Here is a 20,717-nt window from a genome sequence, read left to right on the forward strand (position 1 = left end):
GGTCTTATACCTTTCATTCAGTCAGGTTCTGTAAAAAAATATTATTAAAAGTAACTTACTCAGTAATTATTTTTATATCCGGTTCTGTTGATATTCAGGAAAGTGGTTGGAAAATAAAACCATGATGAACCTCGTCTTTTAATGTAGCGGTTTTCAGTCAGGCTAAAAAAAGCTAATATGTACGGTCAGCTGATACTTATCTCTGATCTTCTTAAGCCCTTCGATTTTCTTAGGCCCTTCCTAGTGAGAGAACCATGCGCCAATATCTAGACCTTTTACAACATATCCTTGAACATGGTGGTGATAAAGGTGATCGTACCGGAACAGGTACTCGTTCTGTATTTGGTCATCAGATGCGCTTTGACCTCTCTAAAGGCTTTCCACTTTTAACGACAAAAAAGGTCCATTTTCGCTCTATCGTCATTGAACTGTTATGGTTTTTAAAAGGCGATACCAATGTGAAATATTTACAGGATAATAAAGTAACAATCTGGGATGAATGGGCAACAGCTGAACAAACTGCCCGCTTTGGGCGTCCTGCCGGAGAGCTGGGACCAGTCTATGGACATCAATGGCGTAACTTTGGTGCGACCCAGAATGAAGATGGCAGTTATCAGAAAAACGGGGTTGACCAGATTTCCTGGCTAATTAATGAAATCAAGACTAATCCGAATTCACGCCGGCTCATCGTTTCTGGCTGGAATCCTAAAGAAGCCAGCCAGGTTGCATTGCCACCTTGCCACACACTGTTTCAGTTTTTTGTACAAAATGGCAAATTGTCTTGCCAGCTTTACCAGCGCAGTGCCGATGTATTTTTGGGTGTACCCTTCAATATTGCCAGTTATGCCCTGCTCACTCATATGATTGCTCAAGTTTGTGATCTTCAAGTTGGTGATTTTGTCTGGACTGGGGGAGATACGCACCTGTATGCCAACCATTTTGACCAAGCCAGATTACAGCTGGGCCGTGATCCGCTAGAACTGTGTCAGTTAAAACTGAATCCAGAAGTAAAAAGTATTTTTGACTTTAAATTTGAAGATATTGAAATTATAAATTATCACTCGCATCCTGCAATCAAGGCACCGGTGGCTGTATGAGTTTTCAAGGCTTAGAAGTTGTACATGTAGTTGCGATGGACCAGCAGCGCTGTATTGGCAAAAATAATGATCTGCCTTGGCACATTCCAGCTGACCTCAAGCATTTTAAAGAGATTACTCAGGGCGGTGTAGTAATCATGGGCCGCAAGACCCTGGAATCCATGGGACGTGCTCTGCCTAAACGAGTCAACTGGGTAATTACCCGTGACCCAGACTGGTCGTTTGAAGGTACTAAGGTTGCACATAGCATTGAGGATGCTCTAGAACAGGCTATCGCTGATGTGAAAACCAGTGAAAAACCTGAAAGTTTATTCATCATTGGGGGTGGAGAAATCTTTAGACAAACATTGGAGATAGCTGACCGTCTGGAGCTTACTCATGTTAAACTAAATGTACAGGGTGAAGCTTATTATCCTGAAATTCCTGAAATTTTTAAAAAGATTCAAAGTACGCCACAAAAAGATGACAAAAGCGGAATTGAGTTTGAGTTTGCAACCTATCAGAAATAGAAGGGACTCAGACTGACTTGATCACTTATGCACAATATTGGAAAGCGTGATTTTTTTATTGCTCTAGGCAAAGGGTTACTGCATTTTATCTTTAGCTTGTTTGTTATTCTTTTATCTATCTGGTTATGTCTGGCCCTCTGGGTTCAGGAACCTGTTAGCTGGCTGGTTACCCGGATTCTGATCGGAAGCTGGATCGCTTTTGCGCTTAGTGTGCTTGGTATTTATGTCAGCCAGCATTTTTTTAGCCGCCGTATAAATAGTATCATCTATATTTTGTGTTTTATGGGTGCCCTGTCTTGGTATATAGGACTGGATGCCCGGCAAGACCGTGACTGGAACCCGGAAGTTTCCCGACTTCTTGAATACGAGCGTCAGGGTGATCAAGTAACCTTACATAATGTCCGTAACTTTGCTTGGGAAGCAGATGGTAAAGTCCATGAGCGCTGGGAAACCCGGCATTTTGATTTAAATCAGATTACCGGAATTAATATCATCACCTCTTACTGGATGGGTCCACAAATTGCTCATACCCTGGTCAGTTTTGATTTTTCCAATCAGGAGCCTCTTACCTTTTCTATTGAAATTCGTAAAGAAAGAAATGAAGAGTTTTCAGCGATTGGCGGTTTTTTCAGGCAGTACGAACTGAGCCTGGTGGCCTCGGATGAGCAGGATATTATCTATACTCGCAGTAATATTCGTCATCAACAGGTATATTTTTTCCCTATCAGGATGAGTGCCTCGGAACGTAAGGCCCTTTTTTTAGAATATTTAAAGACGGCAGATGAACTGCGGGCAGAACCGCAGTGGTATAACACTCTGACCAGTAATTGTACTACCATCATTTTTGATATGGTTCAGGCAACTAACCCGTATCAGTTACCCAAAGATTATCGGCTGCTGGCTTCAGGCTATCTACCAGAGTATTTGTATGATCTGTATGCTCTAGATCATCAATGGAGCATTCAGGAATGGTATCAGCATGCGCATATTAACCCGCGCACTGAACAGATCAGTCAGAATCCTGAAAAGATTCAACTGTTCTCTCAACTGATGCGTCAGGGTTTACCCTCACCTCAGCCTTAAAAAGTGAGACTTTACTCATTTTATTTAGAAAATACACCTAAAGCTACATATTGAAGCTAAATTTTGCGTTATGTTTTTACTTTAATGTCAATAACATAATAAATGATGAGAACGCTAAAATGTTTAAACAGATTTTAATGGCGAGCGTGATAGGTAGTTCGGTTCTATTTACTGCATGTACGAATATGCCTGCTCAAGGCAATACTACTGTCGACGTTGTTCAAGCACAATTATTGGATCGCAATTGGACCGTAACATATATCGGCAATACTGAGATTGGTAAAACTAGCCAAGCTGTCCAGACTCTCCCAAGCCTGATGCTTGAATCAGCCACACAACGTTTTAGCGGCACTGATGGCTGCAACCGAATTATGGGTAGCTATCAGCTTACCAATAAAGGGCTGGTTTTTGGCCAGATGGCATCCACCCGTATGGCTTGTTTAAATCCGAGTAACCAGCAGGTTGCTGCAGCTTATAACGAGGCTCTCGCTAAAGTAAGCGCTTATCAGGTCTATCATAAAACCTTAAAGTTACTCGACCGTCATGGCAATGTAGTAATGCAGCTTAGCAGTCCAACCCCACTACGCTAAGAATTGAATAGATTGATTTGCCCGTTTAGACGGGCTTTTTTACGTCTGTTGCACACAAGCTCTATTGTAGGTCTATGAAAATTTATTATAGTGGAGGAAATCTATTCAACAGGATAAGACTATGCAACAGGCATTATTTGGAGGCGGCTGTTTCTGGTGTGTTGAAGCAGTTTTTCTGCAAATCAAAGGTGTAGAAAAAGTCGTCAGTGGCTATGCAGGCGGTCATACTGAGAATCCGGATTATGAAGCCGTATGTAGCGGACAGACACATCATGCCGAAGTCATTCTGGTAGAGTTTGATGAGCAGCAGATCAGCTATCAGCAGCTACTTGAAGTATTTTTTGCCACTCATGACCCAACTACGTTAAACCGTCAAGGCAATGACATTGGCACACAGTATCGCTCAGTGATTTATTATTTTGATGAAGAACAGCAGCAACAGGCACAGCAGATGATTAATGCGCTTAAAGCTGAGGGTTTAGATATTGTGACAGAACTGAGTCCGGTACCTACTTTTTATGAGGCTGAAGACTATCATCAGAATTTTTTTGCCAAAAACCCTTCCCAAGGCTACTGTAACTTTATGATTCCTCCAAAACTGTTAAAGTTGAGAAATAAATTTCAGGATTTACTCAAATCTGAATAAAAAACGTCTATAAAAAAAGCGNNCGCTTTTTTTATAGACGTTTTTATTTTAATTATCACTAACGAAAGCAATATCGCTGAGCCCGGCTTCGCTCGCACGAGACATTACTTGCGCTACAGTGTCATACCGTGAGTCTTTATCTGCTCTTAGCTGAACTGTGGGTTTACGTTCAGCTTGTCCAGCTTCTGCAAACCGGGTTTCAAGCTCTTGAAGACTGATCATCTGATCATTCCATGCCACCTGATTCTGGGCATTGATACTGATTGTAATCGCCTCAGGCGGCGGATCGATAATTTCTGCTGTAGTTTGTGGCAGATTTAATGGAATTGATGGGTTGGCAACGGTCGCTGTCACCAGAAAGATGATCATCAAAACCAGCATAATATCGATGAGTGGAATGAGATTCATCTCATTCATGCCAGCATCGTTATCTTCACCCAATTGAAAAGCCATTAAGCCTGACCTCCAGCATATTGCTGCTGTGCAGCATTATTTACTTCTGTTTTAGATATATTACTGTCCTGCTGTAACATGGTATCAATCAGCAAGCTATGTGCCTGATCTTGCAGGTCATGAGCAAGTCCACGATTGAAACGTACTGCAATGTTGTAAGCCAGTACTGCAGGAATCGCTACGGCCAAACCAAGTCCTGTCATGATCAAGGCCTCACCTACTGGTGTTGCAACCTGAGCAAGACCGGCCTGGCCACTCTTACCTACGGCCACCAGGGCATGGAAGATTCCCCATACTGTACCGAACAAGCCAACAAATGGTGCAATAGAAGCAATGGTCCCCAAGACTGCCACACCTTTTTCTGCAGAAGCTTTCTCTGCAGAAATCTGGCGCAGTAGAGCCTGTTCAGCGACTGCTTTACGCTGCTCAAAACCGAGTGGTGCCAATTTGGTTTTAAGTTTAGCCAAAGCCTGCGAGAGTTGAGCATAAGCTTGCTGTTTAAGTTGGCGGGTACCCATCAGACGTAAAATAAAGATGGTCCATGTCGCAATCGACATTGCCAAGAGCACGAAATACAGTGTTTTGCTGACTGCATCCGCATGTTGCCAATAAACTGAAAAGTTCATACTCGAACTCCTGAAAATGTTAGCCGTTAGGATTCAATGTTAATTCAAATGGCTGCTCGGCCCGGATCGGATAAGCTATACCATTTTCTTTATACGGTTTGAATTTTGCACTACGCACTGCGCGTAAAATCTTTTCATCGAGTGCACTAATCCCACTTGATTTGGTAATACGGGTCCGCTCTTTAATAATAGAACCTTTTTCATCCGCCTCGATATGTACCACAATTACCCGGGTTTCACCCTGCAAGTCTTTATTACTATAAGATGGTTTTGGCGAACGGCTCCACTGTACTCCTGCTCCGCCAATTGAAACAGTTTTTGGAGACGGTGGCGAAGGCGGGGCCGGTGGTGCAGCAGGTGCGGGTGACGCAGCGGGTACTGGTGCCGGTTTAGCTATTTTAGTTTCTGAAACTGTTGTGGTAGCTACAGGTGAAGGTGCTGGCGGTGCTTCTACCGGTTTCGCAACAGGCTTAGGTGCTTCAGCTTTTTTCACCTGCTGAACCTTCTCAACCTTTTTCGGTGGTGGAGGTAAAGGTTTTTCAACTACTTTTACTTCTTTAACCTCTTTTGGCTTGGCAGGTTCAGCTTTTTTTGGCTCAACCTTTGGTTTAGGTGGTAAAGGTTCAGGTGGCTGCTGGATCTTGACAAACCGGACCTGTAAAGGTTCTTTTTCAATCGGTTTAAGATCAGCAGTTTTAAGATGGCTCACACCCCAAAGCACACCGATATGCCCGACCATTACCACAGCTAAAGCTGTGACAATTTTCTTTTTCATCGGGTTAGAAGGGGGCATACTGGACACGGAGGAATGACTCATAAGAATCTGTTACCTAATAGATTGCTTTACTTCAATACAACAGGAGAAGAAGATAAAGCTCATCGGTTAGCACAATGAAAGTATCGCAATAATAAATGAGAAGTGTTTTCATTTGCAACCGTTATTTAATTTATTTTAACCAACTTTCTAATTCAGCAATAAAAAAAGGCATATCCCTAGATATGCCTTTTTTTATTCAGACTTTAATTAGTTTTACTGAAAAACAACGGTCTTGTTGCCATCTACAATAATACGGTCTTCAAGGTGCCATCTCACTGCTCGCGCCAGTACGTGGCGCTCTACATCCTGACCAAGCTCACGCAACTGCTCTACTGTAAAGTCATGGCTCACCCGTTCTACATCCTGCTCAATTATCGGCCCCTGATCCAGATCAGCAGTGACATAATGTGCTGTAGCCCCAATCAGTTTTACACCTTTGTCATAAGCTTGCTGATATGGATTAGCTCCTACAAATGCTGGCAGGAACGAGTGATGAATATTAATAATTTTCATCTCCCATTTGCTGACAAACTCTTCGTCCAGAATCTGCATATAACGTGCCAGTACCAACAGATCATTGCCCTGCATCAACTCATCAATCTTGGCATAAGCTTCACGCTTGTTTTCTTTATTGACGGGCACTACTTCAAATGGAATACCAAAGTTCTCTACTGCTGAACGCAGAGTCTCATGATTAGATACCACCTTGGTAATTTCACATGGCAGAGCTCCGCGGGCATGACGCCATAGCAGCTCGAGCAAGGCATGGTCGACTTTAGAGACTAAGATACCCACTTTTTTCACATCACTGACAAAAGCCAGACGCCAGTGCATGTCATAACGCTGGGCTACATTCACAGCAAAGGTCTGGATCAGTGTTTCCTTACGGGTCTGCAAATGTTCAAGTTCAAATTCAACACGCATGAAATATCGACCGCCCTGCGCTTCAGTTGCATATTGATCAAGTGCGGTAATATTTGCTCCCTGATGATACAAAAAGCTCGATACAGCCTGCACAATGCCCGGCTTGTCTTCACAAGTAATCAGGAGTCGTGCTGTATTGGCAGTGGTCATGTTCATGTCGGTTGATATCGCTTATAAGTCAAATTAAAAACAAGCCGCATATTCTAGCGCGTTTTTACGGCGGGCAGAATAGTTATGAAAAAAGCTGTATGCTATTTTGCTGAAGACAGGCTGGCAAACAGTTCTGAAGAGCCGAAGGTTTCAAGCAGACGCTCATAAGTCTCACGACTTTCTCCCATGAGGTATGGCCCTTCCAGAAAGACCATCTGGCGCAGCGCCTGCCATACCCATTTTTCTTCAAGATGGTTGCTGTCACTGATGTGGCCAGACATATACAGGAAATTGGTCCAGTTGGTCAACACAATCCACAGGTTAATAATGAGTGCCTCAATTTCTGAAGCAGTCATTTTCATTAGCCCTGCATCGACAAAAGCCTGATAAATTCTCTGGCCCTGCTGCATGACCTGGCCGGCAAAGCGTGGATACATCTTTCTAAAGTCATCATTGTTTTCGACCAGATGATAAACATCCCGATGCAAAAAGCGGTATTCCCATAACTGGCTGCTAAGAACCTGAAAATAACGAATCTTGTCATTGGCATTCAACTGACGGTCATCTGGCAGAGACAGCATGTCGAGTGTCTCTTTCTGGTATTGTTCCATCAGTTCCTTAATAATTTCCTGCTTGTTGCGAAAATGGTAATACAGGTTACCTGGACTGATTCCCAATTCGGCTGCAATATGGTTGGTGGTTACAGAACGCTCTCCACGCTCATTAAAGAGTTGCAAACTGATCTGCAAAATCCGGTCTTTAGTTTTCACGGTCTTGGAGTGGGACATTCTTAATAACCATCTATTTCAAAAAGTTAGTGGACTAACACATAAAGTGACTTGACTATTTAGAGCATTTACTCTAAAAAATTAAATATTAGATTTTATTTAATGGTAGCGTGTCATGAATAGTCAAACAAAAACAACTCAAATGACTCCACATTCACCTGATATTCAGCATATGCAAGACTTGCTTGAACATCAGAGATTGGCGTATCAGCGTCATCAGGTACCTTCGGCCAAAGAACGTATTGACCGCCTGTCCCGTTTAAGACGCGTACTGGTAAAATATCAGGACCAGTTTGCAGACGCAATCAATCATGATTATTACAACCGTTCAATTGGTGAAACTAAAATTGGCGAGCTGCTGACCTGTCTTGAACATATTAAATATTATAGCAAGCATTTAAGCCAGTGGATGAAACCATCTAAACGTCATGTTGCCATGATTCATCAGCCTGCCAAGGCATGGGTACAATATCAGCCTATGGGCGTGATCGGCATTATTGCACCTTGGAACTATCCCTTACTTTTATCCATAGGCCCATTAATCTGTGCATTGGCAGCAGGCAACCATGCCATGATCAAGATTTCCAGCGCGTCTTCAAATTTTGGCCAGATTCTGGAACGAGCTCTGGCAGAAGCTTTTCCGCAAGATCTGGTCGCAGTAGTCAATGGAGGCGGCCCTATTTCAGATGCCTTTAGCCATCTGCCTTTTGACAAGATTATTTTTACTGGCTCAACCGCAGTAGGTAAAACTGTAATGGCAGCAGCAGCTGAAAATTTGGTGCCAGTCATTTTAGAACTGGGCGGCAAGTCGCCAGTGGTAGTACACCCTTCCATGAATATGAAAGATCTGGCACAGCGGATCGCTGTGGGCAAACTCTGGAATGCCGGACAGACCTGTGTTGCACCAGACTACATGTTTCTACCCAAAGGTAAGACAGAGGAGTTTATAGCAGAGTTCCGTACGATTGCCACGACTATGTATCCTCATTTACGTGATAATCAAGATTACACCTCCATCGTAAATGACAAGCAATACCGCCGGGTACAGAGTTATTTAGATGATGCGCGTGAACAGGGTGCGCAGATTGTGGAAATTAATCCAAAAAATGAACTGCTGGAAGATGTCTATAAAATTGCACCAACCCTAGTGACTGGGGTCACCAGTTTTATGCAAATCATGCAGAATGAAATTTTTGGGCCCGTACTACCCATCATGGAATATGATCAGATTGATGAAGTGATTGAGTTTATTAATCAACGTCCACGCCCACTTGCATTATACTATTTTGACTATGATTCAGCACGCGCTGATTATATTGCACAGCGTACGCATTCCGGACATTTTGGTATGAATACCGTATTAACTCACGTTGCTCAGGATGACCTGCCTTTTGGTGGGATCGGGGCCTCCGGTATGGGTAAATATCATGGACCGGAAGGCTTCTTCAGTTTGTCGCATGAACGTTCAATGATGTCAAATTCCAAGCTCTATAGCTTAAAATTTATTCTGCCACCATTTAACAAGCCGCTCTACAAATTGATTTCAAAAACACTGTTGCGTTAAATGATCAAGGCATGATCTATCACACCAGATCATGCTGTGTTTTAACCGAATTCGCTTGTCTTTTAATCGGATTTTTGGTATAAAACGCCCCTTGAATGAATTCATCCGTTTATTTTATGACTGGCCACACATTTGCTGCTGGCTAAATCAATGGAGTTCCACCATGTCTAAGGTTTGCCAAGTTACCGGCAAGCGTCCAGTCGTTGGTAACAACGTCTCACACGCCAACAACAAAACCAAGCGCCGGTTCGAGCCGAACCTGCACCACCACCGTTTCTGGTTAGAAAGCGAAAAGCGTTTTGTACGTCTTCGTCTAACCACTAAAGGTATGCGTATTATCGACAAATTGGGCATTGAAAAGGTTGTAGCTGATCTTCGTGCTCAAGGCCAAAAGATCTAAGGAGTCATTGCAATGCGTGACAAAATTCGCCTAGTTTCGTCTGCTGGTACTGGTTATTTCTATACCACGACTAAAAACAAACGTACAATGCCTGAAAAAATGGAAATCAAAAAGTTTGACCCAAAAATCCGTCAACACGTGATTTTCAAAGAAGCTAAAATCAAGTAATCTTGATGAAGCGCCAAGAAACGATCTCCCTAGAGGTCGTTTTTTTTTGCATTTTTTTTGCTTGACTTGCTACACTTTTTATATCAATAGATTTTGGCATCTTTCGTGCTTTATTTTTATTATTTTCTTTTCACCTCCATCTTTAAGGAGTAGGTAGTGCCTCATGACGTAGATCTCATTATTTTACTGGCAGTCGGTTTTGGTATTGCTCTGATCTTTGGCTATATTGCTGCCCGTCTACGCCTTCCTCCCCTGATTGGCTATCTTATTGCCGGCATCATTATTAGCCCCAACACCCCAGGTATGGTGGGTGATATTCAACTGGCCAACCAGTTAGCCGAACTTGGTGTAATGTTTCTAATGTTTGGCGTGGGCATGCATTTCTCGCTTAATGACCTGCTTCAGGTTAGACGAATTGCTGTGCCAGGCGCAATTTTACAGATTACAGTAGCAACACTGCTGGGAATCGGTATTAGCATGTTATGGGGCTGGAGTTTCGGCTCAGCTCTGGTCTTTGGTTTAAGTCTTTCCTGTGCCAGTACAGTCGTTTTACTTAAAGCACTGGGCGACCGTGGCCTGCTCGAATCAGTCAACGGCAAAATTGCTGTAGGCTGGCTACTGGTTGAAGACTTGGTTATGGTACTGGTATTGGTGCTGCTTCCTGCTACTGCAGTGCTTTTAGGCGGAACGCCACTATCTGATGGTAGTGGCGATGAAAATATCTGGCTTACTTTAGGTCTGACTTTACTTAAAGTGACCGGTTTTATTGCTTTTATGCTGATTATTGGAAAACGCCTGGTCCCAATGATTATGCAGTTTGTCGCACGTCTGGGTTCTCGTGAACTTTTTACTTTAACTGTGGTTGCTGCGGCAGTTTCAATTGCTTATGGCTCATATGCGGTTTTCGGCGTATCGATGGCACTGGGAGCTTTCTTTGCCGGTATGGTAGTCAAGGAATCAGATTTTAGCCATCGCGCTGAAGAGGAAACCTTACCACTGCGTGAAATTTTTTCGGTACTGTTTTTCGTTTCAGTTGGCATGTTATTCGACCCTCGGATTCTAGTCGAAGAACCTGTTCACATTTTAGGTGTAGTCGCCATTATTATGATCGGCAAGACACTGGCAGCGATGGCACTGGTCCTGTTCTTCCGTTATCCGATCAATACAGCCCTGACTGTTGGCGCCTCACTGGCACAAATTGGTGAATTCTCTTTTATCCTGGCCACATTAGGCTTATCTTTAGGTCTGCTTAGCCTCGAAGGACAGAATCTGATCTTGGCAGGGGCCCTCATTTCGATTAGCCTGAACTCATTTATTTTCTCTGCCATTGAACCAGCACAGCGCTGGATTCGTGAACGATCTCATTTAGCCCGGCTACTGGAGCGTAGCGGTGACCCGCTTGCGATGCTACCGGATGAAGTATCTCAGGATTATCTGCGCGATCAGGTTGTAATTGTTGGGCATGGGGAAGTTGGCCGTCGCATCACTCGCACTTTAATGCAAGAGAATATCAAAGTTGTTATTGCTGAAGAAAACCGCGAAATAGTAGAGAAATTACGTGAGCGGGGTATTGCTGCGGTCAGTGGCGTGGCGACTGAGCCTGGTGTATTGATACAGGCCCATATTATGCATGCACGACTGTTAGTATTGTCGCCCATGGACATTGTAAATGTGCATCGTATTATCGATATTGCTAAACAGCTAAATCCACAGATTCAGGTACTGATCTGTGCAGAAAGTAAGGAAGAGGCTGAAGTTATCCGGGCAGAAAATATTGGCGAGGTATTCTTTGCTAAAGAAGAAATGGCTAAAAATATGAGTAATCATATCTTGAACCAAATCGAAATTGCACACCATACAGCCCCGACACACTAGTTAAAATGTTTAAAAAAGCGTACTTTGATGTACGCTTTTTTAGTATAAATTCTAAGTTTCCAGTGCTTACTAGCTCAGGTATTTTGGTTTTTCATCAATAACTTGAGCCTGCCACTGATTAACCTGTTTTTCAAGCAAACCAAATAATGCGGCCTGTATCATATGCTGTGCTACTACAGCAGTTTCATCACCAAGCAAGGCTTTAACTTCATCATTAAACTGGATTTTAACCAAGGGTTCTTTTTCTGAACCTGCATTGCGCAATGCCAATTCACCACCTTCGAGCTGTACCAGTTCCAATACTGCTTCCTGATTACCAAATAATTTTTTCAACTGTTGTATAGACATAACTCCTCCATGCTCCGACATGGTGGCAAAGCATTGATACTTTGCATCTCGAAATATTTATATAAGAGCGGGTCAATCAAATTTCAAGTCTATCCAATAGACCGTTTTAGAACTCAACCATTTCATTACGAAAACCATCAATCAGCTGGGTCAGTTCACGGTGCCATTCCCGCAGAATTTTAACATCTGGCAACCAGCTTTGTGGGCCTTGGGTGACTTTAATAATCAGATTGGATGAGGTTTCTTCTTCAGGTACAGGAGCATTCGGTTCAGGTGCATACTGGCATAAGCGATAAGCCCGTTTAAGCTCGGCAATAAAGCCATGTTTGGCCAGTTGCTGCATAACGACCACTTCAGGCGAAACCTGTCCTTTATCTGCCATTTGTTCCTCAATTGACTTTAAGGTAGGCTGTGAATCATTTAAGCGGTAATAACGGGCCAGTTCCTGTAAAAATGCCAGTAATGAACCATGCAGATGAAACACAGCAGCTTCACGATAAGCCTGTGCCTGCTGTACATGCTCAATCTGCTCTACCTGCTGGCAAGCCAGACGTGCGAAATAGAGTTTCTGGTTAGTACGGTCAGCATGAAAGCGGGCAACACGGGACATGAAAAGTCTTCCTAAATTTTGTTTTTACTTAAATGATTAAGATAAACAGAATTAGCCGGGATTCACAATAAGAATTATGGATGAGTGACATAACCTAGATAGATTTTTTCTTTTGAGTGATATGACTACATTGTTCTATAGTAATATTTTATTGATCGCGATCCATCTCAGCCAGAGAGTGTTCTTCCACAATATAGGGCATATCAGATTTACTCTAATTATTCCAAGTATAAAAAAGGAGCATTATCTGCTCCATCTTTATTTAAGCCTTAGGCTTGTCTTCCGCAGCTTTTACGCGAATACCATGACCATGCAGTCGCAAGGTATTGAGACCCTTGATTGCTTTTACAGCTTCACGCCCATGTGGCATCTCAACAAAGGCAAAGCCTTTAGACTTGCCAGTTTGTGCATCAAGTACTAGCTGGCAGGAGTCAACCGTACCATAGGCCTTAAACAGCTCTAGCAGTTCAGCTTCAGTGACGGTACGTTCCAGGTTGCGTACTAAAATTTTCATAAATTACCTTTTCCAGCGGCAGGTATGTAACATCAAAAAGTATATGCCTACTCTACTTTTCGAGTGCATTAGCACAATCTGACTAGTTTAATCGAGATCTATACCAAAACCTAAATTTATTGCAGCTGAATTATTCCAGCGTTTTTGTACAAAACTGCGCGATGACGGCTGATGGATCTGCACATCCACCAGTGATTCAGGCAAGTCATTTAAAAAATAACTTTCAATGATACGGCCCTGTTCATCATATTTATCTTGTGCCCATCTACTGAATTCCTGCTTGGTCAGAATCAGCTCATCCTGCGCCCGGGTCAATGCTACATACAGAACACGGCGCTCTTCTTCTACCTGGTCAAAATCACCCTGTGCACGAGCATGTGGATACTGACTTGGTGAAACATGAGGAACGTAACAGACTTTTTGCTCTGCTCCCTTGGCAGAATGGATAGTAATCAGGGTAACCAGATCCTGATCAGTGCTACGCTCCACTTCTGACACCGAAATAGGCTCCAGTACATATTCTTCAAGAAAACCGGCCAGGCTGTTATGTTTACGGGCTAATTGCTTGACCAGATCAAAGTCTTTCAGACGTCTGGACCATTCTTTGTTTTTATAATTATCTTCTAGCTGTTCAGAGAGTGCTTCTACAGCGAGACTGATACAAACCTCGACTTCATGTTGTAAAACATCTAGCTGTTTCATCATCAGTATTGCTTTAAGTGCCACCCGGCCATGCTGTTCCAGCCGCTCACAACGCATATCAATATCAGACAACTGAATCAGTTCATGAGCGAGCTTGCTGGCACCTACATCTCCTACACCATTCCAGAGCGTCAGAAAACGCATCCAGGCAATATCATCTTGTGGATTAGCTACCACCCGCAGCATGCTCAGCATATCTTTTACATGCGCAGATTCAAGCAGTTTTACCCCACCCACAAATTTATAGGGGATATTGGCATTAATTAACGCCGCTTCCAAATGCCGTGCAGTGAAAGAAGAACGTACCAGAATCATATGCTCATACCACTGGGCACCTGTGTATTGACGCTTGATCAGATCTTGAGCGATCCAGTTAGCCTCTTCAAATTCATTACTGAACAGGTGCAATTGTGGTTTTATTCCGCGGCCTCGAGCGGCAATCAGATGTTTATCGTAATGAAGTGGACTTTTATCAAGCAGCCAGTTAGATAAATCCAGAATCTCCTGAGTAGAACGGTAATTAAAATCCAGATTTAATACCTCGGCATCAGGCACATGTTCTTTAAAATGATGGATATTCTCAAAATCAGCCCCCCGAAAGCCATAAATCGACTGCGCGTCATCACCCACACAGAATAGTTTGATTTTACCCACCAAGGGCTGTAGTAAAGCCCATTGCAGCGGATTAGTATCCTGCATTTCATCAACCAGCAGAACTGAACACAATCGGGTTACCCAGTTAACCAGTGCTTCTGAATGTTGTAAATGCACCGCTACAATTGCCAGAATATCATCATAGTCCAGAAAATTACGCTCACGCTTTCGCTGTTCATAAGCTTGCATGAGTTCAGCGATCTGTGCCTTATGTTCCAAAGCATCTGGCCATTGTTGTGCAATTGCTTCACTCAGTTTGTTCCGGGTATTACGGGCATATGAATAAATGTCACAAAGCTGTGCTGCCTTGGGCAATACACTCTCTTTATCTTTGCCACGTAACAGCCGAAACATCAGTATCTGGTCATCACGGTCAATAATACTGAACTGGCCCAGTCCAAATGCCTGAGAATTACGGCGCAGCAGGTACATACAAAAGGTATGGAATGTTGAGGCACGCAGACCTCTGGCTTTTGCTCCGAGGTGCTGCTCTACCCGAGTGACAATTTCACTCGCAGCACGACGGGTAAAGGTCAAGATCTGAATCTGGTCAGCGGGTATACCCTGATCAATCAAGTAAGCAGCCCGGGCTACAATTGTTTTGGTTTTGCCACACCCGGCACCCGCCAGGACCAGACAATTCTGGGCAGTGGTGGTGGCCGCCTGTTTCTGTTTCAGATTTAACTCATCAATCAGGGTACTTAAACTCATGCTATCTGTTCATCCGCACTTGAAGCACCAGTTTAGCAGAGCCAATATAGAAAGGCAGGCTCATCTACCCTGCTTTTCAGCCAGTTTTAAAATACGACCGATATTTTCGCAAGTACGCTCCAAATTAATGGCTCCATTTTGGCAAGCTGCCATAATATCGCTGCACTGGTCCAGAATTCCGAAAATTGCAGTAAAGCCCTCTTTATATAGAGTGTCAGCTTGTGGGCCAATACTCCCCGCACAGGCAATTACAGGTTTACCATACTGTCGAGCCAGACGAGCGACTCCCACCGGAGTTTTACCAAAACAGGACTGTTCATCCAGCCTCCCTTCACCAGTAAAAATATAGTCAGCCCGGGCAATATATTTTTCCAGCTGGGTTTCCTGTATAACCAGTTCAACACCTGACTGAATCCGGGCACCCGTAAAAACTAACAAGCCAAATCCAACCCCCCCTGCCGCACCTGCGCCAGGCACTTCGCGTTTTCTCAGGTTTAACTGCTGTTCTACAATATCTGCAAAATGGCTAAGGTTATGATCTAGTTGTAAAACCATATCAGGCGTAGCGCCCTTTTGCGGACCAAAAATATAAGAAGCTCCCTGCGCTCCAGTTAACGGGTTATTGACATCACTGGCAATAATAATTTCTGTAGTCTTCAAGCGTGGATCCAGTCGAGACCAGTCGATTGTTTTTACCCGATCAAGTTCCCTACCCCCTAAAGATACTTCATGGCCATTATTATCATAAAAATGTACACCTAGTGCCTGCGCCATACCTGCTCCGGCATCATTAGTAACACTCCCACCGAGCCCAATAATAATTCTGGATACCCCTAAGTCCAGTGCCAGACGAATCATCTCACCAGTACCATAGGTTGTGGTTAAAAGCGGGTTACGTTCTGCCGGAGTAAGCAGATGAATACCATTGGCTTTAGCCATTTCAATCACAGCAGTCTGGCCAGCATCGATAAGACCAAAATAGCTTTCAACTTTTTGGGCAGGTAGAGGACCCGTGACCTGACATTTAACTTGCTGTCCCTGAGCAGTGGCAATCAGGGTATCTACTGTACCCTCTCCGCCATCTGCCATAGGAACTTTTATAAACACAGCTTCAGGAAATATTTTACTGAGTCCGTTTTGCATGGCATGACAGGCTTGTAGTGCAGTCATACTTTCTTTAAAAGAATCAGGAGCAAGTACAAAGGTGGGTGCCATAAGCTTTTCTTTTTATGGATAAATTTAAAATTTCAATGAACAGAAAGAGGCTTATGCCTCTTTCTTGTTTTAAACATCTGCCGAACTTTTTGGAATACGCTTAATCGCAGCTGCCAGTGTTAAATAGTTCACTCCCTGAAAAAGGATATCGACAGCCAGAAACAAGCCTAACACCCAAAACGGCGCATCGGGCGACATCAAAATGATAATACCTGTAGCTAGAGTCAGCAGCCCGGAAAGCAGGATCCAGCCCCAGCCTATTAAAGGTTTTAACATAAAAGCATTTACGCTTCGAATTACGCCGGCAATGATCAGAAAAATAGCCAAAATATTGGTCAGGACAATTGCTGTTTTAACTGGTGTACTAAAAGCATAGTAACCGGCTACCAGATAAAGAATTCCAAACAGTGCCCACAGCCAGCGTGAACCGCCTCTAAAAATTTTAAAGGCAGCAACAAAGTGCAAGATACCGCCTATCATCATCAAGATACCGAATAAAAATACTACGGACAACGTTGCGAAAGGCAAGGAGGCTAATAGTAATATTCCGAATAGCACCAGAAGGATACCAATACCTAAATACCATTTACGATTTTCATGTAATTGATGCCGGATGAGATCATTGCCTACAGTTTTCATTTTCATTACTCTTCTAGTTATTAAGTCTTTAACTACTGTAAGTAACAAGTCATCGGTTGTCTGTATAAATAGTTTTTATACCGGTTTCATGCCTTGTGGATAAGTTGGTTTTTATCCCCAGTTTATTTTAGCCAGCCAATTTCTATAGCTGTTTGTCGACTAACCATCGTTTGCTGGAGGTTTTCTGCCATTCTGCTTTTATCGGCTGAAAGCGGAATATGACCAGTCATAATCTCGGCACGCTTTTGCGGATATAAAGGTTGAAGATGAGGATCAGCATAACCTTGCGGATATAAAGGTAAACCAGTATTGAGATCATATTTATCGGATGCTCCAAATGCATGGAGCAACTCATGCACCAGCACAATCTGATTTTGTTGTGCCTGCTTACTCGAAGCAAACAGATTGACTGAGCCGATTCGCCCTTTTTCAAGTGCTGTAGAATGTTTTAGTATCCGGTTAAATTGAGGATCATAGAAGTTCAAATAAAGCGTTACACTGGGGGAGCCTTCTTGCCTCATCGAATTTTTCCAGGCATAAAAGCGGAATTTTAAACTCCACAATATGACATCGATTAAACCTGCCTGTTCAGGAACTTTAGGTGGAAGCTGTTGTAGAGGCCGGCCCAACTGAAAATAAAAATAAACTGGTTGTATCCGGTACGGAGCGGCAGCACTGCTGAGATACTTCTGTATATCTTTAAACTGATCGATTGTGAGCTGATCAATATACTGTTGTGTTGAACTACGCTGGTCAGCATTAATAGGATGTAATAAAACAGTCACCGGGCGGTCCCAGTTCTGGTTCTGGTCACGCCAAGCATTTATGGCGACCACCAGCAAGATCACCAATAAAACTACAATCCGAATACTTTTCCACACTGCTGTGCTTCCCCATCAATTTCTTAGAGATTCTATTATTTTCTTTTGTTTAGTCATAAAAAATGCCAGTCGAAACCGGCATCTTTTTAGTTAAATATCAGGCTTCGGTCCATTTACCATTTTGGAAGACTAAACTCCATTTGGTCTGTTTACCTTCTGGTGTTTCAGAGCCGATATACTGCTGTTGGTTTTTACGGCTGAATTTTACCACTGTCGGGTTACCTTCAGGGTCAGTATCAGGTGCCTGTAATAGGAACTGATATTTTGGATCCAGCTGTCCGGCTACTGTACGCAGCTCGGCAACTTTAGGTGCCCGGGTTTCACGGATTTTTGGAAACTTACTGGCTGCCAAGAACAGACCGGCTGCCCCATCGCGTAGGACAAAATAGTCATCATGCTTGGTGGAGCGCAGATGCTCCATCTTGATCGGATCAACACGCGGTGGCGCAGGCTGCCCGTTTTTCAAAACTTTACGGGTGTTGTCACAGTTATTGCAGGCAAAGTATGGACCGAAACGTCCAGTCTTAAGCTGCATTTCACCATCACATTTATCACATGGAATTGTTGGGCCATCATAACCCTTAATCTTGAACTCACCTTCTTCAACTTCATAACCGTCACAATCCGGATTATTGCCACAGATGTGCAGTTTACGACCACCATCGATCACATAGCTGTCCATGGCAGTTCCACAGATCAGACAGCGTTTTTTCGACATCAAATCGGCTGTTTCTGCACCATCATCATCAGATAGTGCGGCCAATGACTCAACTGGTACAAGATTCAATGTACCCTTACAGCGTTCTTTAGGGGGAAGGTTATAACCTGAGCAGCCCAAGAATACACCGGTGGTTCCGGTGCGGATCTGCATCGGACGGTCACATTCCGGACAATGTACGTCAGGCACTTCAACCGGCTGATTACGACGCATCCCCTGATCACCCTGTGCATTATTCAGCCGCTGCTTAAAGTCACCATAGAAACTGTCCAGTAGTTCCTTCCAGTTGCGTTCGCCTGTCGCGACTTTATCTAGCTGTCCTTCAAGGTCAGCAGTAAAAGCATAGTTCATCAGGTTATTGAAACTTTCATCTAAGCGATCAGTAACAATCTCACCCATTTTTTCTGCATACAGACGGCGGTTTTCCAGTTTGACATAACCACGATCCTGAATTGTTGAAATAATCGCAGCATAAGTCGAAGGACGGCCAATTCCGCGTTTTTCCAGTTCTTTTACCAGAGAAGCCTCAGTAAAACGGGCAGGTGGTTTGGTGAAATGCTGACTAGGGTCAAGTTTCTCCAGTTTAAGCACTTCACCCACTTTTACAGCAGGAAGCAGTACATCATCATCAGATTTGTTTGCACCACGAATTTTAGTAAAGCCATCAAAAACCAGAATTCGGCCTTTGGCTTTCAACTCGACATCAGAAGCCGTGACCGTAAGAGTAGATGATAAATATTCGGCTGGTGTCATCTGGCAGGCTACAAACTGACGCCAGATCAGGTCATATAGACGCTGGGCATCACGCTCTACACCTGCAAGCTGGTCACCTTTAAGCTCTACACTCGATGGACGTATTGCTTCATGAGCTTCTTGTGCCCCGGCTTTACTGCCATAGCGGTTCGGTTTTGCCGGTAAATATTTATCACCATATTCACTTTCAATATGGTGACGTACCATTTTAATCGCGTCATCACTCAGGAAGGTTGAGTCCGTACGCATATAAGTAATGAAGCCGCCTTCATATAAGCGCTGGGCCAACATCATGGTTTTCTTGACTGAAAATCCGAGACGTGTGCTCGCTGCTTGTTGCAGGGTAGAGGTAATATAAGGCGCACTCGGATTAACCTTGGTCGGTCTGTCTTCACGCTGCGCTACGGTAAACTCGGACTTTTGCAGTACTTCAAGCAGCGTATCAGTCTGGGCCTTATTTTTTAGTTTTAAGGTTTTACCCGCCTGTTTCACGGCTTCCAGACGAATCTGGTCTTTTTTAGACAGGGTATCAGCAAATACCTGCCAGTATTCTTCAGGAATAAAGGCACGGATCTCCCGTTCACGCTCAACCACCAGTTTGACTGCAACAGACTGTACCCGGCCCGCCGACAGGCCACGGGCAATTTTTTCCCATAGCAAAGGCGAGATCATGAAACCTACAACACGGTCGAGGAAGCGGCGTGCCTGCTGGGCATGAACCTTATTGGTATCCAGGCGACCGGGCTGCTTAAATGCTTCCTGAATGGCATTTTTAGTAATCTCATTAAACACTACACGCTGGTAGCGCGAGTCATCACCACCAATTACTTCTTTCAAGTGCCAGGCAATTGCCTCACCTTCTCGGTCCAAATCCGTTGCGAGATAGATTTCATCAACTTGTGATGCCAGCTTCTTTAACTCAGAAACTACATTTTCTTTACCTGGTAGCACTTCATAATGCGCTTCCCAGCCGTGTTCAGGGTCAACCCCCATACGGTTGATCAGAGCCTGCTGGGCCTTTTTAGCCTTGTCGGCTTCGGTCAGTTTGGTCCGGGCAGCTGGTTTCTTGTCGGTATTTTTGGCTGAACCACCGGTAGGCAGGTCACGCACATGACCAACAGAAGATTTAACAATGTACTGCGAACCCAGATACTTGTTGATGGTTTTCGCTTTTGCAGGCGACTCCACAATCACTAAGGCACGCTTGTTGGCAGCACTTGACGAACTTGCTGAGGTGCTTTTGGATGTGGATCGAGGAGCATTCGCCATAATTAACTGTTAT

22 protein-coding genes are annotated in these 20,717 nt (G+C 43.7%); 9 read left to right on the forward strand and 13 right to left on the reverse strand.

Annotated elements, in window-relative coordinates:
• Window positions 1-254: 254 nt before the first annotated feature.
• From thyA to msrA, 5 genes are all read left to right on the forward strand, one after another.
• The gene (thyA, locus tag B3R63_RS11330; protein WP_248087814.1) at window positions 255-1,097 is read left to right on the forward strand and encodes a thymidylate synthase; all 843 of its coding nucleotides are present in this window, start codon (window positions 255-257) and stop codon (window positions 1,095-1,097) included.
• Window positions 1,094-1,606, forward strand: a complete 513-nt coding sequence (locus B3R63_RS11335; RefSeq protein WP_286731180.1) for a dihydrofolate reductase — start codon at window positions 1,094-1,096, stop codon at window positions 1,604-1,606. Before thyA ends, B3R63_RS11335 begins: the two co-directional genes overlap by 4 nt.
• Window positions 1,607-1,633: 27 nt before the next feature.
• A complete protein-coding gene (locus tag B3R63_RS11340) occupies window positions 1,634-2,689 on the forward strand; it encodes a DUF4105 domain-containing protein (protein ID WP_286731183.1) in 1,056 nt (351 codons plus the stop codon).
• Between the two features lie 119 nt (window positions 2,690-2,808).
• On the forward strand, window positions 2,809-3,279 hold the full coding sequence (locus B3R63_RS11345; RefSeq protein ID WP_005404564.1) for an META domain-containing protein: 471 nt from the start codon (window positions 2,809-2,811) through the stop codon (window positions 3,277-3,279).
• Window positions 3,280-3,400: 121 nt separating this feature from the next.
• A complete protein-coding gene (msrA, locus tag B3R63_RS11350; RefSeq protein ID WP_286731187.1) occupies window positions 3,401-3,925 on the forward strand; it encodes a peptide-methionine (S)-S-oxide reductase MsrA in 525 nt (174 codons plus the stop codon).
• A gap of 48 nt (window positions 3,926-3,973) precedes the next feature.
• On the opposite strand, the gene B3R63_RS11355 is transcribed toward msrA, so the two are convergent.
• The 5 genes from B3R63_RS11355 to B3R63_RS11375 all read right to left on the reverse strand — a co-directional run bounded on the left by B3R63_RS11355 (window position 3,974) and on the right by B3R63_RS11375 (window position 7,683).
• The gene (locus tag B3R63_RS11355) at window positions 3,974-4,378 is read right to left on the reverse strand and encodes an ExbD/TolR family protein (protein ID WP_005016638.1); all 405 of its coding nucleotides are present in this window, start codon (window positions 4,376-4,378) and stop codon (window positions 3,974-3,976) included.
• Window positions 4,378-5,004, reverse strand: a complete 627-nt coding sequence (locus B3R63_RS11360) for a MotA/TolQ/ExbB proton channel family protein (protein ID WP_101160080.1) — start codon at window positions 5,002-5,004, stop codon at window positions 4,378-4,380. Before B3R63_RS11360 ends, B3R63_RS11355 begins: the two co-directional genes overlap by 1 nt.
• Before the next feature lie 19 nt (window positions 5,005-5,023).
• Window positions 5,024-5,821: a TonB family protein gene (locus B3R63_RS11365; RefSeq protein WP_286731191.1), complete on the reverse strand. Its 798-nt coding sequence runs from the start codon at window positions 5,819-5,821 to the stop codon at window positions 5,024-5,026.
• 213 nt (window positions 5,822-6,034) lie between these two features.
• Window positions 6,035-6,901 carry a formyltetrahydrofolate deformylase gene (purU, locus tag B3R63_RS11370; RefSeq protein WP_005404562.1) on the reverse strand — a complete coding sequence of 289 codons (867 nt, stop codon included), beginning with the start codon at window positions 6,899-6,901 and terminating at the stop codon, window positions 6,035-6,037.
• Window positions 6,902-6,996: 95 nt separating this feature from the next.
• Window positions 6,997-7,683: a TetR/AcrR family transcriptional regulator gene (locus B3R63_RS11375; protein WP_005016645.1), complete on the reverse strand. Its 687-nt coding sequence runs from the start codon at window positions 7,681-7,683 to the stop codon at window positions 6,997-6,999.
• Between the two features lie 115 nt (window positions 7,684-7,798).
• On the opposite strand from B3R63_RS11375, the gene B3R63_RS11380 reads away from it, so the two are divergent.
• The 4 genes from B3R63_RS11380 to B3R63_RS11395 all read left to right on the forward strand — a co-directional run bounded on the left by B3R63_RS11380 (window position 7,799) and on the right by B3R63_RS11395 (window position 11,690).
• A complete protein-coding gene (locus B3R63_RS11380) occupies window positions 7,799-9,247 on the forward strand; it encodes a coniferyl aldehyde dehydrogenase (RefSeq protein ID WP_005405777.1) in 1,449 nt (482 codons plus the stop codon).
• Window positions 9,248-9,410: 163 nt separating this feature from the next.
• On the forward strand, window positions 9,411-9,647 hold the full coding sequence (gene rpmB, locus B3R63_RS11385; protein WP_000048256.1) for a 50S ribosomal protein L28: 237 nt from the start codon (window positions 9,411-9,413) through the stop codon (window positions 9,645-9,647).
• A 12-nt stretch (window positions 9,648-9,659) separates the two neighbouring features.
• The gene (gene rpmG / locus B3R63_RS11390) at window positions 9,660-9,815 is read left to right on the forward strand and encodes a 50S ribosomal protein L33 (protein WP_001205031.1); all 156 of its coding nucleotides are present in this window, start codon (window positions 9,660-9,662) and stop codon (window positions 9,813-9,815) included.
• A 156-nt stretch (window positions 9,816-9,971) separates the two neighbouring features.
• A complete protein-coding gene (locus B3R63_RS11395) occupies window positions 9,972-11,690 on the forward strand; it encodes a cation:proton antiporter (RefSeq protein WP_005016649.1) in 1,719 nt (572 codons plus the stop codon).
• A 69-nt stretch (window positions 11,691-11,759) separates the two neighbouring features.
• On the opposite strand, the gene B3R63_RS11400 is transcribed toward B3R63_RS11395, so the two are convergent.
• From B3R63_RS11400 to topA, 8 genes are all read right to left on the reverse strand, one after another.
• Window positions 11,760-12,038 (reverse strand): hypothetical protein, encoded by a 279-nt coding sequence (locus tag B3R63_RS11400; RefSeq protein WP_005016657.1) that lies wholly within the window; start codon window positions 12,036-12,038, stop codon window positions 11,760-11,762.
• Between the two features lie 106 nt (window positions 12,039-12,144).
• Window positions 12,145-12,648 carry a DUF6586 family protein gene (locus tag B3R63_RS11405; RefSeq protein WP_248087808.1) on the reverse strand — a complete coding sequence of 168 codons (504 nt, stop codon included), beginning with the start codon at window positions 12,646-12,648 and terminating at the stop codon, window positions 12,145-12,147.
• Between the two features lie 262 nt (window positions 12,649-12,910).
• Window positions 12,911-13,162: an RNA recognition motif domain-containing protein gene (locus tag B3R63_RS11410; RefSeq protein WP_005016663.1), complete on the reverse strand. Its 252-nt coding sequence runs from the start codon at window positions 13,160-13,162 to the stop codon at window positions 12,911-12,913.
• Window positions 13,163-13,249: 87 nt separating this feature from the next.
• The gene (locus B3R63_RS11415) at window positions 13,250-15,229 is read right to left on the reverse strand and encodes an ATP-dependent helicase (protein WP_286731196.1); all 1,980 of its coding nucleotides are present in this window, start codon (window positions 15,227-15,229) and stop codon (window positions 13,250-13,252) included.
• A gap of 60 nt (window positions 15,230-15,289) precedes the next feature.
• Window positions 15,290-16,444, reverse strand: coding sequence for a glycerate kinase (locus B3R63_RS11420; protein ID WP_286731198.1), 1,155 nt, complete (start codon window positions 16,442-16,444; stop codon window positions 15,290-15,292).
• Between the two features lie 69 nt (window positions 16,445-16,513).
• A complete protein-coding gene (locus tag B3R63_RS11425; RefSeq protein WP_034682709.1) occupies window positions 16,514-17,083 on the reverse strand; it encodes an HdeD family acid-resistance protein in 570 nt (189 codons plus the stop codon).
• Window positions 17,084-17,205: 122 nt separating this feature from the next.
• Complete coding sequence (locus tag B3R63_RS11430; RefSeq protein ID WP_286731200.1) at window positions 17,206-17,964, reverse strand: hypothetical protein; 759 nt, start codon at window positions 17,962-17,964, stop codon at window positions 17,206-17,208.
• 97 nt (window positions 17,965-18,061) lie between these two features.
• Window positions 18,062-20,704 carry a type I DNA topoisomerase gene (gene topA / locus B3R63_RS11435; protein WP_265768358.1) on the reverse strand — a complete coding sequence of 881 codons (2,643 nt, stop codon included), beginning with the start codon at window positions 20,702-20,704 and terminating at the stop codon, window positions 18,062-18,064.
• Between the last annotated feature and the right edge of the window lie 13 nt (window positions 20,705-20,717).

This window comes from Acinetobacter sp. UBA1297, assembly GCF_002307755.1.
Taxonomy (GTDB): domain Bacteria; phylum Pseudomonadota; class Gammaproteobacteria; order Pseudomonadales; family Moraxellaceae; genus Acinetobacter; species Acinetobacter radioresistens.

What these genes read in the sequence shown, in the direction of transcription:
- thyA (WP_248087814.1), top strand. Translation starts at nt 255, where the DNA reads ATGCGCCAATATCTAGACCTTTTACAACATATCCTTGAACATGGTGGT.
- topA (WP_265768358.1), bottom strand. Translation starts at nt 20,704, where the DNA reads ATGGCGAATGCTCCTCGATCCACATCCAAAAGCACCTCAGCAAGTTCG.
- B3R63_RS11415 (WP_286731196.1), bottom strand. Translation starts at nt 15,229, where the DNA reads ATGAGTTTAAGTACCCTGATTGATGAGTTAAATCTGAAACAGAAACAG.
- B3R63_RS11365 (WP_286731191.1), bottom strand. Translation starts at nt 5,821, where the DNA reads ATGAGTCATTCCTCCGTGTCCAGTATGCCCCCTTCTAACCCGATGAAA.
- B3R63_RS11400 (WP_005016657.1), bottom strand. Translation starts at nt 12,038, where the DNA reads ATGTCTATACAACAGTTGAAAAAATTATTTGGTAATCAGGAAGCAGTA.
- B3R63_RS11380 (WP_005405777.1), top strand. Translation starts at nt 7,799, where the DNA reads ATGAATAGTCAAACAAAAACAACTCAAATGACTCCACATTCACCTGAT.
- B3R63_RS11375 (WP_005016645.1), bottom strand. Translation starts at nt 7,683, where the DNA reads ATGTCCCACTCCAAGACCGTGAAAACTAAAGACCGGATTTTGCAGATC.
- B3R63_RS11335 (WP_286731180.1), top strand. Translation starts at nt 1,094, where the DNA reads ATGAGTTTTCAAGGCTTAGAAGTTGTACATGTAGTTGCGATGGACCAG.
- rpmB (WP_000048256.1), top strand. Translation starts at nt 9,411, where the DNA reads ATGTCTAAGGTTTGCCAAGTTACCGGCAAGCGTCCAGTCGTTGGTAAC.
- B3R63_RS11360 (WP_101160080.1), bottom strand. Translation starts at nt 5,004, where the DNA reads ATGAACTTTTCAGTTTATTGGCAACATGCGGATGCAGTCAGCAAAACA.
- B3R63_RS11420 (WP_286731198.1), bottom strand. Translation starts at nt 16,444, where the DNA reads ATGGCACCCACCTTTGTACTTGCTCCTGATTCTTTTAAAGAAAGTATG.
- B3R63_RS11345 (WP_005404564.1), top strand. Translation starts at nt 2,809, where the DNA reads ATGTTTAAACAGATTTTAATGGCGAGCGTGATAGGTAGTTCGGTTCTA.
- B3R63_RS11405 (WP_248087808.1), bottom strand. Translation starts at nt 12,648, where the DNA reads ATGTCCCGTGTTGCCCGCTTTCATGCTGACCGTACTAACCAGAAACTC.
- rpmG (WP_001205031.1), top strand. Translation starts at nt 9,660, where the DNA reads ATGCGTGACAAAATTCGCCTAGTTTCGTCTGCTGGTACTGGTTATTTC.
- purU (WP_005404562.1), bottom strand. Translation starts at nt 6,901, where the DNA reads ATGAACATGACCACTGCCAATACAGCACGACTCCTGATTACTTGTGAA.
- B3R63_RS11340 (WP_286731183.1), top strand. Translation starts at nt 1,634, where the DNA reads ATGCACAATATTGGAAAGCGTGATTTTTTTATTGCTCTAGGCAAAGGG.
- B3R63_RS11355 (WP_005016638.1), bottom strand. Translation starts at nt 4,378, where the DNA reads ATGGCTTTTCAATTGGGTGAAGATAACGATGCTGGCATGAATGAGATG.
- B3R63_RS11425 (WP_034682709.1), bottom strand. Translation starts at nt 17,083, where the DNA reads ATGAAAACTGTAGGCAATGATCTCATCCGGCATCAATTACATGAAAAT.
- B3R63_RS11410 (WP_005016663.1), bottom strand. Translation starts at nt 13,162, where the DNA reads ATGAAAATTTTAGTACGCAACCTGGAACGTACCGTCACTGAAGCTGAA.
- msrA (WP_286731187.1), top strand. Translation starts at nt 3,401, where the DNA reads ATGCAACAGGCATTATTTGGAGGCGGCTGTTTCTGGTGTGTTGAAGCA.